This is a genomic window from Streptomyces sp. NPDC026246 (genome assembly GCF_055567995.1).
The window spans coordinates 1-21,162 of sequence record NZ_JBVHPJ010000012.1 but is presented as its reverse complement, the minus strand read 5'-3'; the positions used below and the strand labels follow the sequence as shown (position 1 = coordinate 21,162).

Below are 21,162 nucleotides of genomic sequence, written 5' to 3'. Positions count from 1 at the left end.
GCCGCCGCGCCGGAGGTGTCGTGCACCTCGGATGACGGCCGCGAAGCGCTGCGGACGACTGTCTCGAGGCTGCGTCGCGCCGCGCCCGTACGGGACCGCTGCCGACAATCCCTGACCGTGCGAGACCCAACGAGTGATAGCCACCTATCACTTGCCTATGTGCCGGGCTAACTGATAGACACCTATCGCCAAGCCTGTGGGCAGCGGCGCGGGTCGACGTCGGCCTCGCTCGGCCGCAGCCCCGGATCAACGATGGTGGAGGACCTCGGGACCTGCCACGCATCTCCGGAGGAGCCGAATTGAGTAATCCGCGCATCGCTGTGCTGGATGACTATCAGAGTGTGGCCAGGAATTATGCCGACTGGGATTCCCTCGACTCGCACGTGGAGTTCTTCCACCACGCGTTTCCCGATGCCGACGCAGTGGTATCAGCACTGGCCGATTTCGATGTGGTGGTGGCGATGCGGGAGCGCACCCGCTTTCCCGCCGACGTACTGAGCCGCCTCGAACGACTCAAGCTGCTCGTCACTACGGCGCCGGCGAACGCCGCCATCGACGTCGCCGCCGCGAACGCCCAGGGTGTCGTCGTCTGCGGTACGGGATACCCCGACGTCGCCGCCGCCTCGGAGTTGACGTGGGGGCTGATACTCGCCGCGGTGAGGAATCTGCCGAGCGAGACCCGGCGGGTGCGCGAGGGTGGATGGCAGGCGACCGTCGGCACTCGGCTGGAAGGCAAGACGCTGGGCCTGGTGGGTCTTGGCCGGCTTGGTGCCCGTGTGGCCAAGGTGGCCAAGGCGTTCGGCATGGAGACCATCGCCTGGAGCCAGAACCTCACCGCCGAGAAGGCCGCGGTGCACGGCGTGACCGCGGTGAGCAAGGAGGAACTGTTCAGGTCTTCCGACGTCGTGTCCGTGCATCTGATCCTCAGTGAGCGCACGCGCCACCTGATCGGTGCGGCCGAACTCTCGTCCATGAAGCCCACCTCCCTGCTGGTCAACACCTCGCGTGGTCCCATCATCGACGAGGACGCCCTGGTCCACGCCCTACGGGAGGGCATGATCGGAGGGGCGGCTCTCGACGTGTTCGCGACCGAGCCCCTTCCGCCGCAGCACCCGCTCCGGACGCTCGACAACGCCACGGTGACCCCGCACATCGGATATGTGACCGACGGCAATTACAAGGTCTTCTACGAAGAGGCCGTCGAGGACATCGCGGCGTTCATCGCCGGTAAGCCCATCCGCATCGTCAAGTAGGCAACGCATCCCGGGAGGTTCTGTCATGACTGACAGGCACGAGGTGACCGAGGTTCTCGCACGCTATGTCCGTGCGCTCGAAGAGCGTGACGCGAAGGCCGTCGCGGCGTTGTTCGCGCCGGACGGCGTGTTCGAGATCGTGAGCCGGTACGGCCGCGAGGACTACACGACCCGGGCCACCGTGGTGGGCCGCGACAAGATCCAGACCCTGATGGAGAGCGGTGCACTGCCCCCCGGCCGTGGCATGCACTACCTCACCACCGACCACATCGTGGAGATAGACGGGAGCGAGGCGCGCATGGACGCCCAGTTCCTGGCGATCGAGTCCAACGCCGACAGCACGTCCGAGGAGAGCTGGACACTGGGAGCGGCCATGCTGCAGGGAACGCTGGCTCTCACCATGGCCGGCCACTACGCATCCGTACTGCGCCGGATCGACGGGCACTGGAAGCTGACCTCGCATCGCGTGAAGCACAACCTCCCCCTGGCTGTTCCGCCGGCCAAGTAACCGCCCCGCCGACCGCACACGAGATTCCTTCTCGTCACTCGAAAAAGGAGAGAACATGGCTGTCTGGGAAGTTGCCCGGCTCGCGGTTGCCGAGGGCACGGAAGAGGACTTCGAATCCACTGTGCGGTCGCACGTTCCGCTTCTGCGCGACGCCGAGGGCTGTCTCGACGTGAAGCTGCTCCGTGCCGTCGACCAGGACGGGACGTTCCTGCTTCTCCTCCAGTGGCTCTCCGTCGATCACCACATCGAGTACACGAAGACGGAGGACTTCGCCGAGTTCGCCGGTGCGGTGGGCCCGTTCTTCACCGCGCCTCCCGACACGTTCCACGCCGGCACCGTCATCGAAGGCATGTAGACCCATGCAGGAAACGAACTACCGGGTGGAGATATGAGCGACTCCGGCATCGCCGCTCGCGAACCGCTCAGCGGAACCTTCCTGGACGGCCCCTTCATCGGTCTGGGATATCGCACGCCGACCTGTGAGGGTGTCACCGACGAGCACGGGGCCTTCCTCTACCGGCCCGGCGAGAACGTGACCTTCTCCATCGGCAACCTCGTCATCGGGAGCGCGGCCGCGGCCACGCGTCTGACGCTGGCCAGTCTGGGAGACGGTGGAACAGCGGGGGGCCCCGATGTCACCCGCCCGGACACGGTCAACCGAGCTCGATTCGTCCAAAGCCTGGGACGTGAACTCGACCTCCGTGACGGAGTGCTGATCGACCAGCGCATCCGGGACGTCGTCGACGCACACGCGGACGGCATCTCCTTCGACCGCGACGTCGAGTCCTTCGAGCAGGCGGACTCCGTCCGCGCGGTCTTCAGCGAGAGCGGGCTCCGCTTCCGCGGGGCCGCCGAGGCCCGCAACCACGTGCGGCGCGCCCTCGCGGGCATCAGGGTGATGCGGGACGTGCGGATCCCCGTCCGTGACGGGAGCTACCTCCTCGCGGATGTGTTCCGGCCCATCGAAGCGGGCAACTACCCCACCCTGCTCCGGCTGTCGGTCTACGGCCGGGCGTTCCAGGTGGGATCGATCCTCAGCGACGCCGATCACCAGGCGAGCGAGGAGCGGGAGGCCGCCTGGCACGAGGAGAGCCGAGACGGGATCTTCGCCTATTTCCGTCACTCGGAAACCGCCGTCAGCGCGAACGCAGGCGACTGGGTACCACGCGGATACGTCGTCGTGCGCGTGGACGGCCGCGGCGTGGGCCGAACGCCCGGGACCGCCAGTCCCTTTTCTGTGCAGGAGTCCCTCGACTACTACGACGCCATCGAGTGGGCCGCCGGGCAGCCGTGGAGCGACGGCAAGGTCGGCCTCTACGGCGCCTCGTACAACGCGACCGTCCAGTGGAACGTGGCATCCCTGCGTCCGCCGTCCCTCAAGGCCATCGCCCCGCTCGCCTCGGACGCGGACGCCTACCGTGACCTGGCGTATCCGGGCGGCATCCTCCTGCACGACTACCGCAAGTGGTGGTGGACGGAGATGGTGGGCGGTGCGAAGAACCCCGAGTCCGACGCCGTCGACTTCGTCGGCGGCCTGGTCGACCACCCGTGGGACGACGATCACTACCGCGGGGGCGGACTCCAGTCGGCCGACTTCTCCAGCATCGACATCCCGGTGCTCACGGCGGTGAGCCAGACCGCGCAGATCCATGGACGAGCCGGCTTCGAGGCTTTCGCGCAAGTGCAGTCCACCGAGAAGCAGTTGCTGGTCTGGGACGCCGAGTACTCGCATCACATGTACCACGACAGCCGCGCCGACATCGAGGCGTTCTTCGACCGGCACCTCAAAGGGCTCCAGCCCGACCGCGAGCCGTCGCCGGTGCGCATGGTCATCCGTACCGGTGACGGGGGAGCGCAGTGGCGGGACGCGGCCGACTGGCCCGTCCCCGGCACCGAGTACCGAGAACTCTTCCTCGACGCCGGTCGCGAAGGCGGCCCCGGTGGCGTCACCGACGAGCCGCCCGGGCGGATCTCCGCCGCCGAGTACTCCGCTGACGTCCGCGCGTCGGCGCCGAACCTGCCGATGGCCGTCTTCGAGACAGCCCCCTTCGCCGCGGACCTCGAACTCGCCGGGCATTTCCGGGCGACTCTGTGGGTGGCCTCCACGTCGTCGGACGCGGATCTCTTCGTCTCCCTGCGTGTCCTGGACGGTGACCGGGAGGTTCCCTACGGGACCCACGAGCCCAACCCGCTCGCGCCCCTGACCTGGGGCTGCCTGAAGGTCTCGCGCAGGGCGCTCGATCCCGGACGCAGCACCGAGGAACGCCCATGGCACACCCACCGGCGCGAGGACGCTCAGCCGCTTGCTCCGGGCGATGTCGTGAAAGTGGAAGTGGAGCTGCTGCCGGCCACCGCTCGCATCCCGGCGGGGCGTCGGCTGCGCATCGAGATCTCCCCGGCGGAGAAGGAGGGATCCGTCTCCGCGTGGGCACGCGCCTATGACGAGTCCTACCACCGTGGCGCCGTCAACCGCGTCTTCACGGGCGGGCCGCTGCCCAGCTCGGTCACCCTGCCGGTGATTCCCCGCCAAGCCGGCCAGGGGCTTTCTCACGGATCATGAGAGGAGGTTCGCTGACGCAGTTGGTGGTCCGCGAACTGGTCACCAATGCCCGCAAGTACGCCCCCGGCTCGGTCCTGTGTGATGGCCGTCGCCCAGGGCTTCGAGGTGCAGCGCGAGCCGGTCGCAAGCGCATCACGGTCCGCCTCGCGCCGACCGACGATCCCGGCGGCGCCGGGCCCCGCCGTAGGGTGCAGGCGGCCGGGTGCGGTGGTTGCCGGTGGGTGAGGTGCGGCCGTCCTGGGGCGGTCACCAGTGGTGTCGGCGGCCGGCGAACGCGTGGCCCATGGAGCCCATGATCCGCAGGATCGCGCCGATGACCGCGGGGACGGTGCCGATCGTCCGCAAGATGGATATGCCGGTGACCAGCCCGACGACCAGCAAGACGATGCCGAGGAGGAGCATGACGACCTCCGGTGTCCAGGCGCTGGTGCTTCCTCCACTGTGGCCCCACGCAGCCGTGCCGGGAAGAGCCCGGCGTGCCGCCGCGGCCGTGCAGGCCGATACACGCAGCAGGCGCACTCTTCGGTGAACCGTTGACCATCGCTCCCGCCACACCGGTGTGGCGGCCACTGCCGACGGTCCACTCCCTTACCGAACAGGGTGATTACCGCCATCGCCGTGTGAGCAGGTGCCGGGCGTGGTGAGTGATCCATGCGCTGAGCGCGCCGATGGCGGCGCCGGTGGCGACGTCGCTGGCGTAGTGGGCGCCGGACTGTACTCGTTCGAGGGAGACCATGACGGCAGGTGCGGCACAGGCGATGCCGGCGGCGGGCCATGTGGGCGTCACGGCGGTGGTGAAGGCGACAGCGGCTGCGGTGTGCCCGGAGGGGAAGGACGAGGAGTCGGGACGGTCGTCGACCTCGTCGTGCGGGAACCATTCCTTGGGCGGTCTGGGCCGGTCGCACAGCTGCTTGATGAGGCCGTTGGAGACCAGTTGAGCCAGCGTCAGCGCCGCCAGGCCGGCGACGGCCGCCTTCCGGCCCCGCCATCCGCCGAAGCCAGCCATCGTCACGGCCGCGCCGCACCACAGCTTGGAGCTTTCCGCCGCCTCCTCCACCGCTGACAGCACACGGCCGACGGGAGCGGGAATGCGGGTGCCTGCCTGCTGTGTCACGGCCGCGTCGGCCTCGTGGATCTCTGTTGGCACGTTCATGATGTGCACATGTCCCCCGTGAGGGCGAACCACACCCCGTCGTCGGGGCACGCGTCGTCGTCACATTTTCCGGTGTCACGGGGTTCGACATAGAGCTCGTCCTGGGGCGGTTGTCCGCGGTGAGGGCGCGCTGGCAGGAGATCTCGGCGCCGAATCCCACGCGGAGAAGGATGGCGATGTTGGTGATTCACAACCACACCAGGAAGACGATGGCTACGGCGAAGGTCCCGTATTCACCCGCCTCATACCCAGCCGCAACCCGCAGTATCGCGGTGTTGCCAGCCACGACACGCCCTGTTCCAGCCACGACACCCTCGCGCCCGGCTGAGGCCGCCGTGGATTGGGTAGCAGGTCCATTACCTAACGCCACAAAGGGGTGAGAGCGTGAGGAACGGAACGGAACACGGCATCGGTACGACAAGGCTCAGGAGGCGATGGGCGGCGCTGGTCGGCACAACGATTCTGGCCTTGATGACGACGTCCGGCCCTGCCGGTGCGGCGACGCAGGCCGAGCAGGCCCCCAAACCGTGCGGGTACTCCGAGTCCGGAGCCTACGCTTGGTACAACCACTGCACCACAGACGGATCGCGTATCCAGATTCGGCTAGACGTTGTAGGAGGCATCGACGCGAACAGGTGCGTCGGCCCCGGCGAAACCCTCCTCGGCTGGGCCTTCGAGTACCGCAACGCCTGGTATACCGGCAAGCTTTGCAGTTCCTAGCGTGCGGTGGGTCCCGGTAAGCCACTGATGGCCGGTGTCCACCGCGCCCTGTGAGAACCGACCATCCGCGGGATCGATGACGGCGGCCAGCGCTCTGGCCGCCGTCGGCCCACTGCGAGGCCTGATAACAGCTGCCGGGCGGGGAGACCGACACGTACGAGGCGCGCCGAAGGGGTCCGGGGCGGGCGGGCCTCGTTGAAGCTGGCGGTGTAGCAGCAAATAAGCACCCGCCGCGGTGAGGACGTGAGCGAACTCGACCGACCAGAAGTCGCGGTCGGCGATGATCAAGTCCGGGGCGGCGGAGCCGGCCAGCGAGTAGCGAGGCTGCGCTCGCCGTCGCGGTAGCCGCCGAGGTGAGCGTCAGGTTCTGGATGTTCACGGGATTGCGTCAGTGCCTGGGGGGGGGGCGATCTGGCCGACGGAGTCACGGGTTCTGTCGTGTGGGTCAGCCTGGTGCGCAGGACACGTAGGCTCCCGAAGTCATGACGATACTGATCTCTGGACATGGAGGGCATCTCGGGGATCGTGCATCCCACCGAGACGAAAGCGGACGGCTACGACTACGCCCGTGGTCGGGCGTTGATGACGGCAGAGGCGAACGCCGTGATCGCTGGTGTCCTGGACGCCGAACCCACCGCCGAGGTGCGGATCGCCGACGCGCACGGCTCCTTCCGTAACCTGTTGCCCGAGGAACTCGACCGTCGGGCGCACTTCGTCCGTGGCAGGCCGCGGCCCCTGGGCATGCTCGGCGGACTCGACGAACAGACCGACGCCGTCCTGCTGGTCGGCTACCACGCGCGCGCCGGCGGCTTCACTGCACGCGGACCAACGCAGCGCCTCCCGTCGAACCCCGCGCACCGGCTCAACAACCTTGCCCTGGCGGGGGATTTCTGCTGGACCTCGGTGTCCATCCGGTGTCCTTCGCCCACGACGTCCTGGGCGCCCCGGTGCGGGTCGTCGCGCACGGCACGCTGAGCGAGACCGGTGTCGATGCCTGCGTCTCGACGATCATGCGGCACGGCAACGACGCCGTCTCGACGTCGTACTCCTCCATGGAGACCATGGGCACCAACACAGCCGTGGTACTGGGGACCAAGGCCCGCATCGAGATCGACTCGGTGTGGTACTCGCCCGCGGTGGTCACTGTCAAGGACGTACAGGGTCAGGTCCTGGAACGCTTCGACAAGCCGGTGACCGGCAGGGGCATGCAGTACCAGGCGGCGGAGGCGGAGCGGCTGATCGCTGCGGGCGAGGTCGAGAGTCCGTTGATGACCCATCAGCAGTCGATCGCGGTGATGGCCACGATGGACGCCGTTCGCGAGCAGATCGGGGTGCGTTACCCCAGCGAGTAGCGCCGTCAGGCAGTCGGTGAGGTGGCCGGGACGGGCGAAGTCGCCGCCCCGGCGACCGTGAATCAACTCGCCGCTGGCGATCGAGGTCCGCTTCGGCGTGGTGCCGGGTTGACAGGTTTCACCTAGGACACATTTACTTGACTCTACAACTAGTCATGGCGTGATTGCGCTTGAACAACGCGTTTGGTCGGCGCTCAGGGACGGCAGCGCTTGTCTGCTGCCGCCTCCACACCACCCGGGAAAAGAGAACCTGATGAACGCTCAGTCCGGCTCAACTCGTGTCGCGCTGGTCACTGGAGGATCCCGCGGCATCGGCGCGGGAATCGTGCGCCGACTCGCGAAGGAGGGCGTGCACGTCGCCTTCACCTACATCTCCTCCGAGCAGCGGGCCAAGGAACTGGCCGACGAGGTGAGCGCGGAGTCCGGCGTGCGCGTGGAGGCGCTGCGCGTTGACGCCGCCAACGGAGCAGAGATGGCTCGCGCGGTCGACCACACCGCTGAACAGTTCGGTCGCCTCGACATCCTGGTGAGCAACGCGGGCATCTCCGTCACCGGGTTGCTGCAGGATCCCGAGCGTGACGAGGACACGGTGGTGACGCGGCAATTCAACACCAACCTGCACGGAGCCGTGGCCGCGGCCCGGGCCGCCGCGTCCCACCTCACCGAGGGTGGCCGGATCATTATGATCAGCTCTGTGGGCGCGGCCCGCAGCTTCGGCTATCCGGCCGGCGACTATGCCGCCTCCAAGGCCGGGCTGGAGGCCTACGGCCGCGCATGGGCCCACGAGTTCGGACCGCGGGGGATCACCGTCAACTGCGTTCAGCCCGGCCTCGTCGACACGGACATGATGGAAGCGGACACCGGCGACATCGCGGCCGCCATCCCGGCGCGCCGAGTCGGGCACCCGGAGGACATCGCCGCCGCGATCGCGTTCCTCGCGGGTCCCGACGCGAGCTACGTCAACGGAACCACCATCGTCGTCGACGGCGGCCTGTCCGCCTGACGTTGCCGCCCCTGACGGGAAGAGAATCCGTCCCGTACTCCCGCCGACGCCAGGGTGTGCGTCTACGCCAATGCACTGCCGGCGGGGCCAGTGCCGGGCCAGGCGGCGGTGCGGAGCCGTCGCAAGGAGCGCATCGACACTGAAGGCGTCGAGAGCGGCCCGAGCGATAGGGACCGCTTGCCTCGCCTGACGCGCCGACCCGCTCGGAACCTGCACGAGCGGGCCGGCGCCTGTGCACCCGGTTAACCCGCTCGTCCACCGTTCAACCCTCCCGCTCGGGCGGAATCAGTGTCCTGAACGATGCTCGCGTCCGCACCACGTTCAAAGGCCACATGCCCTCCGGCCGCTCGGCACGCGGCGCCTCCGGCTACGGCAGCCACGACACAGGCCCTCCGACCGATAGAAACGTCCAGCGTGTCTACCGCGTCGAACAAATCGGAAATGACGCACCTCTGCCACGCACCTATCGCGTACATGCAGCGTACGGATCGCGTACGTGCACCGTGCGGATGGTGTTGGGGGTGGAGCGTCCGGTCATCTGCAGGATGAGCCCACGGCTATGAGCGCATGTGCGCGATTAAAACAAGGCCCGCGTGCAGCCTCTACGGCTGGGCCGCCGCCTTGTCTACATCAGCGGCGGCCCAGCCGGCGTCCTGCCGGCGACACCGGGCAGGTGGGAGGCGCTTGTGGGTCAACCGTGCAGGGTCGCGCCGAAGGCCGGGCTGCCGGTGGTGGTGATGCCGAACGTCGTGGGACCGTAGCTACGTGCGGTCGACGTGGTCGCCGACTTCAGCCACCACAGGGCGCCGTCGCCGGCGTTCTCGGCGGGAGCGGCCGCCGTCAGGTCGGCCTTGCCGTCCTTCGTCGTGTCGGAGAGGACGATGCGGGCGCCGAAGCGGTCGCCCGACTCGGCCGTGCCCGGGACGCCGGCGGTGGACTGGGAGAGGCTGACCGCGCCGGTCGGCGACCAGCCGACGCTCATGCCGCGCAGCAGGGTCACCGTGCCGGTGTCCTCCGCGCCGCCGAAAGACTCGTACGGCGTTCCGACAGCCAGGTCGCCGTAGCCGTCACCGGTGAAGTCGCCGATCGCCACCCCGCTGCCGAAGCCGTCGCCGGACTCCGCGGCGCCGGGCACGCCGGAGGAGTCCTGGGTGATCGTCCCGATGGCGCGGGCGCTGACCCACTGCTCCTCGGGGGAGCCAAGCACGAGCGATACCTTGCCGCCGAGCGCTCCGGAGGGGTCGGCGGAGGGCTCGCGGTGGTTGCCGATCAGAAGGTCGGCGCGGCCGTCCTTGGTGACGTCGCCGACGGCGGAGACATAGCCGCCCGGCACGTACTCCATCCAGCCGAGGAAGTCCAGAACGCGCGTGTCGGCGACCGCCGTGAGGGCGTCGTCGGTGCCCTTCTTGCGGCCGTGGACGACGAGGCTGTCGAAGCCCTCGCCGTTGATGTCGCCCGCCGAGAGGTACTCCACGCCGTACGCGGGGTCGTAGGGCTTGGGCGCGTTCGCCATCGACGCGGCCCGCACACCTCCGTCCGCGCCGCCCGCCTTGGTGTACGGGCCCTGGAGGATGACGAGGTCGACGGCGCCCTTGCCGCCCGTCGCCACGTCGATCTTGTCGTTGTCGTCGAAGTCGCCGATGGCGACGGCCTGCCCGAGACGGTCGGTGTCGGCACCGCCGCCGGAGAGGGTGAGGGAGCCAGACAGGCCCGACGAGCCGCCCCAGACGACCTGGACCATGCCGTCGTCGGTGTCGCCGTTCCGGTCCTCGCCCGGTGTGCCGACGACCAGGTCCGCGTAGCCGTCTTTGTTCAGGTCGGCGGAGGCCACCGCCGTACCGAAGCCGTCGCCGGACTCGGCGCTGTCCGGCACACCGGTCGTGTCCTGGGTGAGGAGCTTGTACCTGGCCGTGCTCGGGCCCGTCGAGCCGCCGTAGACGACCGTGACCACGCCGGCCTTGGTCTTACCGCCGACCGTCGCGCCGGGGGCGCCGATCGCGAGGTCGCGGTAGCCGTCGCCGTTGAAGTCGTACGGGGCGGCCGGGCCAGCCGCGCAGGCGGAGGGCGCGGTCAACGCGAGCGTGCTGGTGAGCAGGCCGGCGGCCAGGAGGAAGGAACGAGTGCGCAAGGAAACTCCAGGAGGGAGCCAGGAGCCGCGGGTCGCGCCGCCCGGGCGCCGCCCAACTGCCCTGTGAGGTAGGACGTGAGAGAACTGCGAGTAGAGGACCAGCGATGGTACGGGAAGGTTGTACTGGAGTTCGGTGCACTTTCAGGGCAAGGCGCAGGGGCCTTCGTCAGCCGCCCAGTGCCTTGAACCCCAGTGCTCCCGAGGTCGACACTCCTAGCGCCGTCCGTGCCCCTGCAAGTTCCCCCGCCATGGCACGTTCACCCGACCGAGTAGCGCCATCACCGGCACCGGGCCCCGCCCCCGACACCTCCTCTGCCGTCGATAGGCGCTCACCCCTCGGAACCTGATGTGCTTCACGTCAGCGTCGTCGTCCGAGGGCCGCCCGTTCGTAGACACAGTGCTTGGTGACCGGATCCGAGACGGCGACCTTCAGCGGGCTCCGGGCGACTCCCACCGAACGTACGAAAAGATCAGTAAGGCTGCTGCCGTGGCGGGGATTGCTGAGCGACTGGTGCCGGATGAGCTGTGGGAGTTGTTCCAGCGAGTGGTCCTGGAGGCACAGTCGCGGCCGCAGGGTGGTGGCCGGCGTCGCCACAGCGACCGTGAGGGTCTTGCGCATCTGTATAAGCTTCACCGAGCCGCCGAAACCTACAGTGTTGGTGCGCCCGCTCGCCGGCGCGTGCTTGAGGGTGCGGCCTTCTCGCGGGCCTGCTCGCCAGGCTGTGACGTCGTCGGCTCCTTTCGACAGGGAACAAACGGGTCGCAGTGTCGGCAGGAGCCTCATGCCCACCCTGACATCTGTCGGGGGCGCGACGTCCCTGGCGTGCTCTACGGTACGAGGCGCTGACTCGGGGAGCTCTTGGCTGCTACGGCATGTGGAGCAGGAGATGTGAGCGCTCCGGCCGTGTAACAGCAGCAGCCGTGGTGACGACATCTCGCCGTTGGAATGGCTGCATCGGTTGCGACTACGGAGGAGATCAAATGAGGTTGAGGGCAACCAGACAACGGGCGGCCGCCATGGTCGTGGCGTTGATCGCCGCGGTCCTTGCTCCGCTGGCGGTGCAGGCACCAGCCCAGGCAACAACGAACGGTGCGACCGGAACAACCGCATGGACACCGCAGATCTACCCGTTGTTGTAGGCGAGTGGGTGAAGCGGGACGTGACGTCTGAGAATCGACGCGATGAGCTGATCTGGTGCTCGGCGGCCTCTGGCATCGCTTGCGTGGCGGTTGGTCAGGGCGATGGCAAGCACAGCATCTTCCACCTGTTCAAGTGCGATACGCGGTCACTTTCGAACTTCGTCGACGCGCTTTCCGTTCGCAACAACCAGACTGGCGGCGCCCAGGTCTTCCGTTTCTGGGGTCCCACGTACTCGTACTCCGCCCCGGCGGACGGCAACATCTGCAACTTCCCGAACTACGCGACGTACGACTTCAATCGCCTCGACATCTGCTAAAGGCAGATCGACCCGGGCACGCGGATCGTAGTGCCCGGGTCGGAAGCCTTTGCGGTGCCGGTGCGGAGTGACGACTGTCTGACGTACCGGGGTCGAGGCCCTGGTTGATCGCCCTGCGCCGGGCGATGGTCAACAGCCAGGCCTCCTCCGTGGCCGCATCCGCTACGAGGGCGCCTTCGCCGCGCTCGACCTCGCCGTCGACCTCGACCTCGCCGTCGACCTCGACCTCGCCGTCGACCTCGCCCTCGGCGTCCGACCACGCCCTCGCGGCGTGGCTGCCTGGCGACGCTTGCAGGTTGGTGGTGAGCCACCCGAAGTAACAGTCCCAGGGCACAGTGCTGGAGCACGCCGGCCGGGACATCGACAGAGCCTGACCTTCGACGGGTCAACTACACCAGCCTGGAGCGGAGCTCCGGCGCTGGTTCACCCAGCACGATGGCAGTGATCACCAACTTGAGCATGAGGCAGTCGTAGGCATCGTCGGTGCCTCCGTAGTGTTCACCATCGCGCTCTGCCACGGCACTGGCGATCCGCCATGCACCGCCCTCAACCGGTGCGAAGGTCGCCGCGAAGACTCCGTAACCGGTCCAGCTTCGATGGAAGAAGACGACCTCACCCTCTGTGAAGACGCCCCACTTCTCGTCCATGTCCTGCGCCCCGTAGCCACGTTGGATCCGCCCTCAGTTCGGCTGCACACGACACATGGACCGAGTCACACGTTCGTCAGCAGGCATGGTGTGAACTTACTGACGAGGTTGAGCGCGACTGTAAGCCGCTCGCCACCGTCATTGTGAAACGAGCTGTAAGCCGTCCAGGGTCTCAGAGCTTTCCGCCACGGTGCCGTGACGGAGTGATCCTGGACACCCTTGACCCCGGCGGGCGACCCGGGTTTGCTTCGCTAGTCAAGCATCCACGGGAAGCCCGGTGACTTGTGAGGAGCTCCGCATGACCCGCACGGACGAATCAGGACGTACCAGCTACGACGACGGTGTCCTGGGGCACGCCCGGCCCGGAGAACTGGATCGACTGGCGCTGCTGGAGGCCACGTGCGACCCCGCGACCTGTGCCGTGATCGCCGGTCTTCCCCTCGCGCCGGACGCGGCGTGCGCGCTCGTCGGCGCCGGCAACGGGCGGCTCGCTCGCCGACTGGCGCAGCGCTTCTCGGGTGGCCGCGTGATGGCTACCGACATCGACACGGCCCTTCTCGACGCCCAGGAGTGGCCCTCACCGGTGACGGTACGCCGTCACGACGTGACGCGGGAGGACCTCGCCCCCGCCGAGTGGGATCTCGTGCACGCCCGTGCGGTGCTCACGCATCTGCCCGGTCCCGAGCGGCTCGTGCACAGGATGGCCTCCTGGCTGACCCCCGGGCAGGGGTGGCTCGTCGTAGAGGACCCCACCTATCTCAAGCCCGTCCTGTCGGGAAGGCCGGAATGGGCGGCCCTGCTGGAGAACTGCGAGACCCTGCTCGCGACGACCCAGGGGACGGACGCCGGCTGGGCGGGCCGCATTCCGGCCGCCATGGCTGCCGCGGGACTCACGGACATCCGCGTCTCCGTGCGCGTGGCGACGGTCGGCGAGGGAGGAATCGAGGACCGGTACTGGCGCGCCTGCTTCGAACAGGCCCGACCCGCTCTGGTGGCTCATGGCCTCATGACGGACGAAGAGGTCGAGCGGGGAATGTCATGTCTGGACGATCCCACGTTCCGCGACATGGGGTGGACGATGGTGTCGTGCGCGGCCCGGCGGCCGTGACCCGCGGAGGCGCGGGCGGACCGGGGGTACTACCGTCGCGCGCAACCGTGCTGCGCGAAATTTCTTCACCCCGACTCATTCAGCGCCTCCGCTCAGCAGTGCTGGTTCGGTCAACAGGCCTGGAATGCCACGACGGCACGACAGCGCTGCACAGCAGAGACCCTGCCGACACCTGGAGCACGCCAGGCGGGACTGGGCCTCTGAGTATTCATCGCAGGGTCAGGCTCGCCGTTCCGACTGGTACTGCTCCTCGAGCAGGGCGCGATAGGCGTCAGGCTGGTGCTCTCGCAGGATCCGCAGCCACACACGAGCGCCCTCGGCGAACACCGCGGGCTCCATCTCGAAGTGCAGGTGCGTGACGAGAGAAGGCATCGTCGTACGGCAGCCGACGGGGCCGCCCGGTACAGCCTGCGTCGACTTGCCAAGGGCCTGCGGCTCCGAGGCATCAACGCCGTCAACGGAGAGCCGGTCGGCAGCGTCCGGCGCTGACCGCCGCCTCGGAGGTGTCAACGCCGTTGGCGGTCGACTCGACAGGAGCTGCCGACGCCCCCACAGCCTCAGGGGTATCGACGCCGTTGACGGTGGAGGCCTCGTCCGGTGTCGTCCTGGGGCGCCGCCGGCGCGGCGTCTTGGCGACCGCGATGGCTTTCTGCGCCTCGGCTGCCTGCTGCTCCTTGGGGAGCCGGCCGATCCGGCGAGCCGACTCCACCTTCCGTTCGCCCGCCTCCACCTGCTCTTGAAGATCAGGCGTGAGCTCCAGCAGCGCCAGACGCTGCGACACCCATGCCGGTGTTTCTCCCGTCTTCTGGCTACCTCGCTCTGTGACCCGTGGACCTTCGCCGGCTCCTGGATTGCCTTCGCCTGATCCATCGGCGGGACGTCCAACCGATGGATGTTCGCGATCGTCGCGGACTCCAAGATGTCCGCAGCGGAAGCGGCGAGATCGTCGTTGACGTCAACGTCCTCGTCCCGCCGACGGCGTCAGCGAGCGGCGGCCATGCGTCGCCGCCCGACACCCGGGAGTCGCCGCCGCGGGAGGAACCAGGGTTGAAGGCGCTCGGGGCCGCTCTGCCACCCCTGGCCTGAGCGCCGAAGCCGGGTAGTCCGTGCTGCGCCTTTTCGGGTGGAGGCCTTCGCGTCGGCCGCGAGGGCGGAAGCTTCGGGGGCGGTAATCCAGGGAGGAAGGCGATCATCCCGGCGGGCGAACGGACATCCCGCCCGGCCTGCCGTATCCGCGGGCCGGGCGGGACGTCTGCTGCACCTCAGCCGGACGTGAGGCGGAAGTCCTTGCGGACCGTGTCGTCCGTCCGCACCCTGGTCGTGCTGTCTGCGGTGGTGTGCCCGAGGGCGCTCGCCCGCAGCGTGACCTTGCCCTTGCCCGGGTTCGCGACGAACAGGGTGTAGAAGCCGTCGCCGATCGCCGGGTCGTCCGGCGTCGCGGTGGCGACCGCGGTGGAGTTCGGGTTCCGCACGTCCGCGACGGTGGCGCCGGTCAGCCCCGCGCCCGTGACGCTGTCGCGGGCCGTGCCGACGGCCAGGCCGCCGGAGACCGGCTCGAGATGGCGCGTGCCGACGTACACGTCGTCGACCGACCAGAAGTAGCCCCAGTCGGCGACGAAGTGGAACCGTAGCCGCACCGACTTCTCGCCGGCGTACTGCCGCAGGTCCACGTGCACCGTGCGATGGTCGGCAGCGCCACCGCCCGACGGGGACGAGGCCCAGGCCGTCTCCCAGGTGGTGCCACCGTCGGTGGTGACGTCCACGCTCATCCGCTGGTTGTTCGGGTTGTACAGATATGCGGTCTTGAACTCCAACTCCGCTGACTCGCCGCCGGAGAGGTCGTACACCGGGCTGACGAGTTCGCTGTCCTGGTGCGGGCCGATCGGCCAGTTGTCGCTCTCCACGACGGCGAAGGAACCGTCGCCACCCGTCATGTTGCCGCGCTGCAGCGGGTCGTCGAACTGCCAGCCGTTGTCGGTGCCGGGGGCGTCGGTCACGGTCCACCCCTGCGGGGCCGAGGTGGTGGAGTCGAAGGTCTCCGTCGTGCCGTCGCGCTCGAGCGTGTAGCCGACGGCCGTCGCGGCTTCGGGATCAGCGGTCAGGGCGAAGTCCCCGGTGACCGGGTGCCTGCCCACCGGGACCGTTCTCTCCGCAGGCTCATAGCCGGGGAGGTCGGCGATGACGCTCAGGGTGTACGCGGCGCCCCTGGGCAGGGACAGCTCGTAGCGGCCGGTTGCGGGGTCGGTCCAGACCGGGGCCTCGGGAGAGCCGTCGACCGCGACCTTCGCGTAGAGCGGCCAGCCGTGCCCGGAGCCGTCCTCGACCGTGCCGCGGACCTTCTGGCGCGGGATCGCGTCCAGCCGGAAGTCCCGGGTCAGCAATTGCCCGTCCGCGATCGAGACGGTCACGGGTGCCGACGCGGTGTAGCCGAAGGCGCGCACCGTCAGATCGTCGACGGTTCCCGCGGGCAGGTCGAGCTTGTACGCACCGTCGTTGTCGGTGGTGGCGACGTCCAGGCCGGAGCCGACGGTGGCATGGGCGACCGGTTCGCCGGTCACGGCGTCCGTGACCGTGCCGGAGAGCGTGCCGTGAGGGCCGCTGCGGAAGGCGGCCAGGCCCGCGGGGGTGCCGAGGCCGGTCGGGCCGTCGTAGCCGGGGCCGGCGGTGCACAGGTACCCGGTGTCGCAGGTGCCGTTGTCGCCGGAGGTGATGTCGTTCAGTCCGGCACCGCCGGCCGTGTACGGGTAGGCGGCGGGGTGGGTGCCGGGGCGGGGAGTGCCCGCGAGGGCGTAGATCGAGGCGATCAGCGGGGCGGAGACGCTGGTGCCCCCGTACCGCTGCCAGCCGAGGCCCTCGCTGCCGTACGTGTGGTAGACGGCAACGTTGTCAGCGACGGCGGAGACGTCCGCGACGCTGCGGCCCGTGCAGCCGGTGTCCTTCTGGTAGTCGGGCTTGGCCTGGTACTGCGCGCAGCCCGAGCCCGGCCCGTAGTTGCCGCGGGTCCACACCGTCTCCGTCCAGCCTCGGGCGGTGTCCGGGGCGGGGGTGAGGTCGGTGCCGCCGACCGCCGTCACGAACGGCAGCGTCGAGGGAAATTGGAGGCCGTACCGGTAGTCGCCAGTGGCCGCGACCACGGCGACGCCCGGATGGTCGTAGTGGGAGCCGTAGGCGGCCAGGTCGGAGGCGAGATCGCCGGTTCTGCCGTAGGAGTTGGAGACGTACTTGGCACCGAGGGCGACGGCCCGGTCGACACCGGCGGCGAGGTTCTCCAGGCCGGCGTTGTCCGTCTCGATCAGGAGGATGTGCGCGGCCGGGGCCGCCGCGGAGACCATGTCCAGGTCGAGGGCGATCTCCCCCGCCCACGAGGTGTTCGGCCGCGGGTAGTTCGTGCCGCCGCGCTGGTCGACCTTTCGGAAGCAGCCGTTCTCGGTGGTGCAGGGGGGCAGGCCGTACTGCGCGCGGTAGACGGCCAGATCGGCCTCGGCGTGAGGGTTGTCGTACGCGTCGACGATGGCGATCGTCTGTCCCGCTCCCCCGTCGGCGGGAAGGCTGTACGCGCTCTGGATGTCCCTCGGGCCCAGCCCGGGAGGAGTGGCCGTGGCGCCCAGCCGCAACAGCGGCGGTTGGTCGGCGGCGCGCAGGGCGAGGCAGGCCGCCTCGCCCTTGCCGGGAGACCCGCAGAGGGGCTCCAGGGGCGCAGAGTCGGAGGTGGCCGGGGCAGCCGAGGCCGGCGCCTGGACGCCCAGCACTGCCAAGGCCGCGGCGCCGAGGGTGGCGGCGCCGCGGCCGAGTATGCGGAAGACCGGATGGGTGCTTCTCGCGGATGATGTCGACACAGTTCACCGATTCGTACCGGGGACCCGCGAAGGGGTCCGATCGCAGCGGATGTGTGATCCGTCGGTGATCAATTACGTGACCGGTCCGGTTTCATGTCAATACATCCGGCGTTGCTGATGTGTTGCGCGGACGGCAGGGTGGATGCGATCTCAGGACGGACGGCAGGTGTGCACCACCTCAGGAGACGCAGACCGGCGAGGCCGGCACCGCCGACCACGGCCTGTGCCACCCACCCGTGCAGAAGCCGGTCCGGTTCAGGCCCAGTTTCTCGGCGACCCACCAATGGCCACACGTGGTCAATCACCATATGTGGCCAATGGTGCAAACCGCAGGTCGAACCACGTGGTACCAATGGGGTCCCCCTCCACACACACCGGTGGGGGGGAGGATTCCTCCCCCCACGAATTCCAGCGGGGCGCTTCCGTCACAGCGGGAGGAGGCGGGCGACTTTCACCCAGGAGGAAACCGCTGCCGCTGAGCGCTTCTTGCAGCAGATGACGCGCTGGCAGGCGGGTGTCGCCACAGCGCGCACGTGCGCGCCGCGGTAGCTGCGGGCGATGCGGGGCGCAGGGCCGGCCGGCGCTGACGCGGCTCCGTGGTCCCCGGCGGCGTATCGGCTCCAGGTGCCTCCGGCCTCAGACGCGAGCTTGGCTGTGGTGACCCTGTGATAGCCGAGAGCCTCAGCGACGACCGGCGCGGGCATTTCGAGAACGTGTTGCCGGATCGCGGCTGTGCGGCCAGCCGTGGTCAGGATGCCGATGTCGTTGCTGAGCGAGGCAAGAGCGTCGGGGTGCATCGGTTGTCCGGCCCGGGCACGGTAACCACCAATGGCGGCACGAGTATCTTCTACAAGGACTGGGGGCCCCGCGACGCTCAGCCGATCGTGTTCCACCACGACTGGCCACTCAGCAGTGATGATTGGGACGGCCAGAGCCCACCAGCCGGACATCTACCGACGCCAACCGGCTCCTCGCGTCCCCAGGCGCCTGGCCCGTGTTCGTTAGGAGTTCTAAGGCAGGCGTGTTGTCACCGGGAGTGGCCGTTGAGAGCGAAGCGACGCCAAGTGCCTCCGGCTATGTGACGAGGCGGGCGGTCAGGCTTCGGGGCGGATTCGGCCACCGGTTGCCCCTCGCAACGCGGCTTCCAGCCGGTCGCGGGCCTCGGTCTGGGCGGCGATCCGTTGGTTGAGGACCGCCAGCCGTTCCAGCGCGACCCGCAGGCCCTGGTCCGAGGGCGGTGCGGCAGCCACATCGCCATCCAGATTGCCGGCGTTGTTGACCAGCACGTCCAGCCGACCATGCCGCTCCAGCACGGCCTGGCCACTCCCGCACCGCTGCCATCCGCTCCGGTGCCAGGCCCTGGTGCTCGCCGGCGACCCTGAGGGCGAGGACGTCCGGCACGCCTCCGTCGGCCAGCTCTCCCTCACCTGCTGGGTGAACCGGCCCCTGCGCCGCCTGTCCGTCCTCACCATCACCTGACTCGGATAGCCACCGGTGACAACGCCCTGACCCCGGCATAGCAACTGCCGGGGTCAGGGCGTTCCGCATCGTAGCCACGGCCGTATCCACCGGTTGCCACCCGGGCGGCAACCGGCAGTCACCAGCTGCCGCGGGGCCGTTCGGCACCGAGCTGGACCTCGCGCCGGCACTCCGGGCAGTCCGGCAGGCCCTCAACCCGGCGCGGCCTGTCGCCCTTCACCCAGTAGAACCCGCACAGCGCCGTGTTCGAGTAGAGGTCCACCTGATCGTCCTCGCCGGCGTGCGAGCCGTAGCCCGGCACGTTCCAGGTGAACGTCGCTTGCCCGTCGTACGGTGCGCCCTCGGGCCAGTCGTAGACCGACTCGGTCGTGATACAGCGCATCCGCAGATCAGGCCCCGTCCAGCGCTTGCCGTACCGGATCTGTGAGAGAGCAGGCATCGACCGCGTCCGCGAGGCGCTCGAAGGACAGGTCGTAGTCCCTCATGTGTTCCCACGAGCCTGGCTTCTGCTCGCGCATCAGCGAGCGGAACATCAACAGCAGCCGCGCCAGGTCGTGCTGGTCGACCCGGACAGTCTTCGTCTCCGGGTCGTAGCCGTACGTCGGGTCGTGGGCGGGCTTCTTCGGCATCGATCCTCGTTCGCGTTGCCACGGCGGTCAGTGCCCCCCGGGCCTACGGTGCGGCCGGGTGCTCAACGACCCGGGCTCGCCGAAGCCACGCTGGGACGGAGCGCAGACATGGCTCGGGCTATCTGTGCCGGTCGATCTTGTTCGGTCTGGTGACTTCTCTGTCTGAATGATGTGGTCGGCGACCGCTAGGTAGGCCCGGCGAGTTGGTGACGGCCCCGTCGAAAGCTGTAGACCAAGGCGCGAGTTCATCTTTGCGGTCTTCCCGGGTTTTCGGGAAGGCGATGGTCTCGATGCTGCCCTCTCTTGCCTTCCCCGGATGGATGTCCATCGGCGGCATCGCGGGGCGGAGTCGTGCCAATGACGCAGCCCCGCGCAGACCGTCAGAGGTCGCTTTCTTGCACTTCAGTCCGGCTGGGTCCGCCCCGCTCGGAGCCGGCGTCATACGAGCGCGGCATGCCGGCCGGCGGCGGCGTGACAAACGGCTGGGGAAGCGGGTTCGGCAGCGGTGATGTGGGCGGCGTGGCCACTGCGGGTGCGAGGTGCTGCGGGCGGTGACGACGGGTCATGCGCAGGGTGATCGCGGCGTAGAGCAGGACGGTTGCCATGTCCGCGAGCGCGAGTTGCCAGGGTGCGTCGGCTGCGGTGTCGTCGGAGGACAGGCCGTCGACGACGGCGGCGGAGACGCCGAAGGCCAGCAGGTTGTTAAGGACATGCAGGGCGATGGTGGCTTCCAGGCCGCCTGTTCGGATGGTCAGCCATCCCGCTACCAGGCCGAAGAGCAGCAGGTCGATGAAGCCCCACGTGGTGCCCCAGCCGTGGGCGGTGGCGAACAGTGCGGCCTGGGGGAGTACGGCGAACCATGGGGAGCGCAGGAAGGCGCCGGCGGCCTGGGTCAGCCAGCCGCGGAATACGTACTCCTCGGCTGCGGCCTGCACCGGAACGAAGACGGCCAGGACGGCCAGGGAGATGAGGAACGACCGCACGCCCACCCACGTGGCCGGTTCTCCCGAGACGGAACCGTCGTCCGGCAGAAAGACGGTGGTGAGCGCCAGTAGGGTCACCGGCAGGAGTGCGGCCAGCAGGCACCAGGCCAGCCAGCGGACCCGCAGTCGCCCCGTGACCGAGGACAGGGTGCCGGCCGGACGCCGCTCGGTCCAACGCACGGCGAGCAGGATGAGGGGCAGGGCGATAGCGATGTACGTCAGGTCCAGTGCCGTGTTGCGCAGCGGGCCTAAGAGGTCCTAACAGAAGTTGTTGATCAAGTGACCGTCGGCTTGTCTGCTCGTTGGTCGCGTCGTGGGGAAACGTCAGTCGCGGCCGTGGATCGTG

Annotated in this window: 19 protein-coding genes and 4 pseudogenes; 11 read left to right on the top strand and 12 right to left on the bottom strand. The window is 68.8% G+C overall.

Annotated features, from left to right (window positions below):
- The first annotated feature begins 299 nt into the window (after nucleotides 1-299).
- From ACZ4M5_RS26780 to ACZ4M5_RS26765, 4 genes are read left to right on the top strand one after another with little or no spacing between them, the layout of a single operon-like run.
- Nucleotides 300-1,253 carry a D-2-hydroxyacid dehydrogenase family protein gene (locus ACZ4M5_RS26780; RefSeq protein ID WP_467740349.1) on the top strand — a complete coding sequence of 318 codons (954 nt, stop codon included), beginning with the start codon at nucleotides 300-302 and terminating at the stop codon, nucleotides 1,251-1,253.
- Between the two features lie 25 nt (nucleotides 1,254-1,278).
- Nucleotides 1,279-1,761, top strand: a complete 483-nt coding sequence (locus ACZ4M5_RS26775) for a nuclear transport factor 2 family protein (RefSeq protein ID WP_467740348.1) — start codon at nucleotides 1,279-1,281, stop codon at nucleotides 1,759-1,761.
- 55 nt (nucleotides 1,762-1,816) lie between these two features.
- Nucleotides 1,817-2,116: a putative quinol monooxygenase gene (locus ACZ4M5_RS26770; RefSeq protein WP_467740347.1), complete on the top strand. Its 300-nt coding sequence runs from the start codon at nucleotides 1,817-1,819 to the stop codon at nucleotides 2,114-2,116.
- Between the two features lie 33 nt (nucleotides 2,117-2,149).
- On the top strand, nucleotides 2,150-4,321 hold the full coding sequence (locus ACZ4M5_RS26765; RefSeq protein WP_467740346.1) for a CocE/NonD family hydrolase: 2,172 nt from the start codon (nucleotides 2,150-2,152) through the stop codon (nucleotides 4,319-4,321).
- Between the two features lie 246 nt (nucleotides 4,322-4,567).
- On the opposite strand, the gene ACZ4M5_RS26760 is transcribed toward ACZ4M5_RS26765, so the two are convergent.
- Nucleotides 4,568-4,723 (bottom strand): hypothetical protein, encoded by a 156-nt coding sequence (locus ACZ4M5_RS26760; protein ID WP_467740345.1) that lies wholly within the window; start codon nucleotides 4,721-4,723, stop codon nucleotides 4,568-4,570.
- A 202-nt stretch (nucleotides 4,724-4,925) separates the two neighbouring features.
- Entirely contained in the window at nucleotides 4,926-5,474 is a 549-nt protein-coding gene (locus tag ACZ4M5_RS26755; protein WP_467740344.1) for a phosphatase PAP2 family protein, read from the bottom strand.
- Between the two features lie 471 nt (nucleotides 5,475-5,945).
- Here ACZ4M5_RS26755 and ACZ4M5_RS26750 point away from each other — a divergent pair, with 471 nt between their 5' ends.
- From ACZ4M5_RS26750 to ACZ4M5_RS26735, 4 genes and pseudogenes are all read left to right on the top strand, one after another.
- Complete coding sequence (locus tag ACZ4M5_RS26750) at nucleotides 5,946-6,194, top strand: DUF6355 family natural product biosynthesis protein (RefSeq protein ID WP_467740598.1); 249 nt, start codon at nucleotides 5,946-5,948, stop codon at nucleotides 6,192-6,194.
- Nucleotides 6,195-6,698: 504 nt separating this feature from the next.
- Nucleotides 6,699-7,001: pseudogene (locus ACZ4M5_RS26745) on the top strand (M55 family metallopeptidase); the annotation flags it as partial.
- 59 nt (nucleotides 7,002-7,060) lie between these two features.
- Nucleotides 7,061-7,546: pseudogene (locus tag ACZ4M5_RS26740) on the top strand (Gfo/Idh/MocA family protein); the annotation flags it as partial.
- Nucleotides 7,547-7,706: 160 nt separating this feature from the next.
- Nucleotides 7,707-8,549: an SDR family NAD(P)-dependent oxidoreductase gene (locus tag ACZ4M5_RS26735; RefSeq protein WP_467740343.1), complete on the top strand. Its 843-nt coding sequence runs from the start codon at nucleotides 7,707-7,709 to the stop codon at nucleotides 8,547-8,549.
- A 691-nt stretch (nucleotides 8,550-9,240) separates the two neighbouring features.
- Here the strand turns inward: ACZ4M5_RS26735 and ACZ4M5_RS26730 are convergent.
- Complete coding sequence (locus tag ACZ4M5_RS26730) at nucleotides 9,241-10,677, bottom strand: hypothetical protein (RefSeq protein ID WP_467740342.1); 1,437 nt, start codon at nucleotides 10,675-10,677, stop codon at nucleotides 9,241-9,243.
- A gap of 358 nt (nucleotides 10,678-11,035) precedes the next feature.
- A complete protein-coding gene (locus ACZ4M5_RS26725) occupies nucleotides 11,036-11,296 on the bottom strand; it encodes a hypothetical protein (protein ID WP_467740341.1) in 261 nt (86 codons plus the stop codon).
- Nucleotides 11,297-11,786: 490 nt separating this feature from the next.
- Between ACZ4M5_RS26725 and ACZ4M5_RS26720 the strand changes: the two genes are divergently transcribed.
- On the top strand, nucleotides 11,787-12,134 hold the full coding sequence (locus tag ACZ4M5_RS26720) for a hypothetical protein (protein ID WP_467740340.1): 348 nt from the start codon (nucleotides 11,787-11,789) through the stop codon (nucleotides 12,132-12,134).
- A 389-nt stretch (nucleotides 12,135-12,523) separates the two neighbouring features.
- Here ACZ4M5_RS26720 and ACZ4M5_RS26715 read toward each other — a convergent pair whose 3' ends face one another.
- Nucleotides 12,524-12,781 carry a hypothetical protein gene (locus ACZ4M5_RS26715; protein ID WP_467740339.1) on the bottom strand — a complete coding sequence of 86 codons (258 nt, stop codon included), beginning with the start codon at nucleotides 12,779-12,781 and terminating at the stop codon, nucleotides 12,524-12,526.
- Between the two features lie 298 nt (nucleotides 12,782-13,079).
- Here ACZ4M5_RS26715 and ACZ4M5_RS26710 point away from each other — a divergent pair, with 298 nt between their 5' ends.
- Nucleotides 13,080-13,889, top strand: coding sequence for a class I SAM-dependent methyltransferase (locus ACZ4M5_RS26710; RefSeq protein ID WP_467740338.1), 810 nt, complete (start codon nucleotides 13,080-13,082; stop codon nucleotides 13,887-13,889).
- Nucleotides 13,890-14,108: 219 nt separating this feature from the next.
- Here the strand turns inward: ACZ4M5_RS26710 and ACZ4M5_RS26705 are convergent, their stop codons facing one another.
- The 3 genes from ACZ4M5_RS26705 to ACZ4M5_RS26695 all read right to left on the bottom strand — a co-directional run bounded on the left by ACZ4M5_RS26705 (nucleotide 14,109) and on the right by ACZ4M5_RS26695 (nucleotide 17,725).
- Nucleotides 14,109-14,261 carry a hypothetical protein gene (locus ACZ4M5_RS26705; RefSeq protein WP_467740337.1) on the bottom strand — a complete coding sequence of 51 codons (153 nt, stop codon included), beginning with the start codon at nucleotides 14,259-14,261 and terminating at the stop codon, nucleotides 14,109-14,111.
- 82 nt (nucleotides 14,262-14,343) lie between these two features.
- Nucleotides 14,344-14,670, bottom strand: a complete 327-nt coding sequence (locus ACZ4M5_RS26700; RefSeq protein ID WP_467740336.1) for a hypothetical protein — start codon at nucleotides 14,668-14,670, stop codon at nucleotides 14,344-14,346.
- Between the two features lie 481 nt (nucleotides 14,671-15,151).
- Nucleotides 15,152-17,725, bottom strand: coding sequence for a carboxypeptidase regulatory-like domain-containing protein (locus ACZ4M5_RS26695; protein ID WP_467740335.1), 2,574 nt, complete (start codon nucleotides 17,723-17,725; stop codon nucleotides 15,152-15,154).
- Between the two features lie 800 nt (nucleotides 17,726-18,525).
- Between ACZ4M5_RS26695 and ACZ4M5_RS26690 the strand changes: the two are divergent.
- Nucleotides 18,526-18,657, top strand: a pseudogene (locus tag ACZ4M5_RS26690) (alpha/beta fold hydrolase); the annotation flags it as partial.
- Nucleotides 18,658-18,819: 162 nt separating this feature from the next.
- Here the strand turns inward: ACZ4M5_RS26690 and ACZ4M5_RS26685 are convergent.
- The 4 genes and pseudogenes from ACZ4M5_RS26685 to ACZ4M5_RS26670 form a co-directional block, all read right to left on the bottom strand.
- Nucleotides 18,820-18,987: pseudogene (locus tag ACZ4M5_RS26685) on the bottom strand (MerR family transcriptional regulator); the annotation flags it as partial.
- A gap of 335 nt (nucleotides 18,988-19,322) precedes the next feature.
- A complete protein-coding gene (locus ACZ4M5_RS26680; protein ID WP_467740334.1) occupies nucleotides 19,323-19,586 on the bottom strand; it encodes a hypothetical protein in 264 nt (87 codons plus the stop codon).
- A 7-nt stretch (nucleotides 19,587-19,593) separates the two neighbouring features.
- Entirely contained in the window at nucleotides 19,594-19,833 is a 240-nt protein-coding gene (locus ACZ4M5_RS26675; protein WP_467740333.1) for a hypothetical protein, read from the bottom strand.
- Nucleotides 19,834-20,213: 380 nt separating this feature from the next.
- Nucleotides 20,214-20,996 carry a lysostaphin resistance A-like protein gene (locus ACZ4M5_RS26670; protein ID WP_467740332.1) on the bottom strand — a complete coding sequence of 261 codons (783 nt, stop codon included), beginning with the start codon at nucleotides 20,994-20,996 and terminating at the stop codon, nucleotides 20,214-20,216.
- Nucleotides 20,997-21,162 lie beyond the last annotated feature (166 nt).

Bases quoted from the DNA above. Each gene is read 5' to 3' on its own strand.
- ACZ4M5_RS26705 (WP_467740337.1), bottom strand. From the start codon at position 14,261: ATGCCTTCTCTCGTCACGCACCTGCACTTCGAGATGGAGCCCGCGGTG.
- ACZ4M5_RS26750 (WP_467740598.1), top strand. From the start codon at position 5,946: ATGACGACGTCCGGCCCTGCCGGTGCGGCGACGCAGGCCGAGCAGGCC.
- ACZ4M5_RS26720 (WP_467740340.1), top strand. From the start codon at position 11,787: ATGGACACCGCAGATCTACCCGTTGTTGTAGGCGAGTGGGTGAAGCGG.
- ACZ4M5_RS26715 (WP_467740339.1), bottom strand. From the start codon at position 12,781: ATGGACGAGAAGTGGGGCGTCTTCACAGAGGGTGAGGTCGTCTTCTTC.
- ACZ4M5_RS26760 (WP_467740345.1), bottom strand. From the start codon at position 4,723: ATGCTCCTCCTCGGCATCGTCTTGCTGGTCGTCGGGCTGGTCACCGGC.
- ACZ4M5_RS26775 (WP_467740348.1), top strand. From the start codon at position 1,279: ATGACTGACAGGCACGAGGTGACCGAGGTTCTCGCACGCTATGTCCGT.
- ACZ4M5_RS26710 (WP_467740338.1), top strand. From the start codon at position 13,080: ATGACCCGCACGGACGAATCAGGACGTACCAGCTACGACGACGGTGTC.
- ACZ4M5_RS26755 (WP_467740344.1), bottom strand. From the start codon at position 5,474: ATGAACGTGCCAACAGAGATCCACGAGGCCGACGCGGCCGTGACACAG.
- ACZ4M5_RS26675 (WP_467740333.1), bottom strand. From the start codon at position 19,833: ATGCCGAAGAAGCCCGCCCACGACCCGACGTACGGCTACGACCCGGAG.
- ACZ4M5_RS26725 (WP_467740341.1), bottom strand. From the start codon at position 11,296: ATGCGCAAGACCCTCACGGTCGCTGTGGCGACGCCGGCCACCACCCTG.
- ACZ4M5_RS26680 (WP_467740334.1), bottom strand. From the start codon at position 19,586: ATGCGCTGTATCACGACCGAGTCGGTCTACGACTGGCCCGAGGGCGCA.
- ACZ4M5_RS26770 (WP_467740347.1), top strand. From the start codon at position 1,817: ATGGCTGTCTGGGAAGTTGCCCGGCTCGCGGTTGCCGAGGGCACGGAA.
- ACZ4M5_RS26765 (WP_467740346.1), top strand. From the start codon at position 2,150: ATGAGCGACTCCGGCATCGCCGCTCGCGAACCGCTCAGCGGAACCTTC.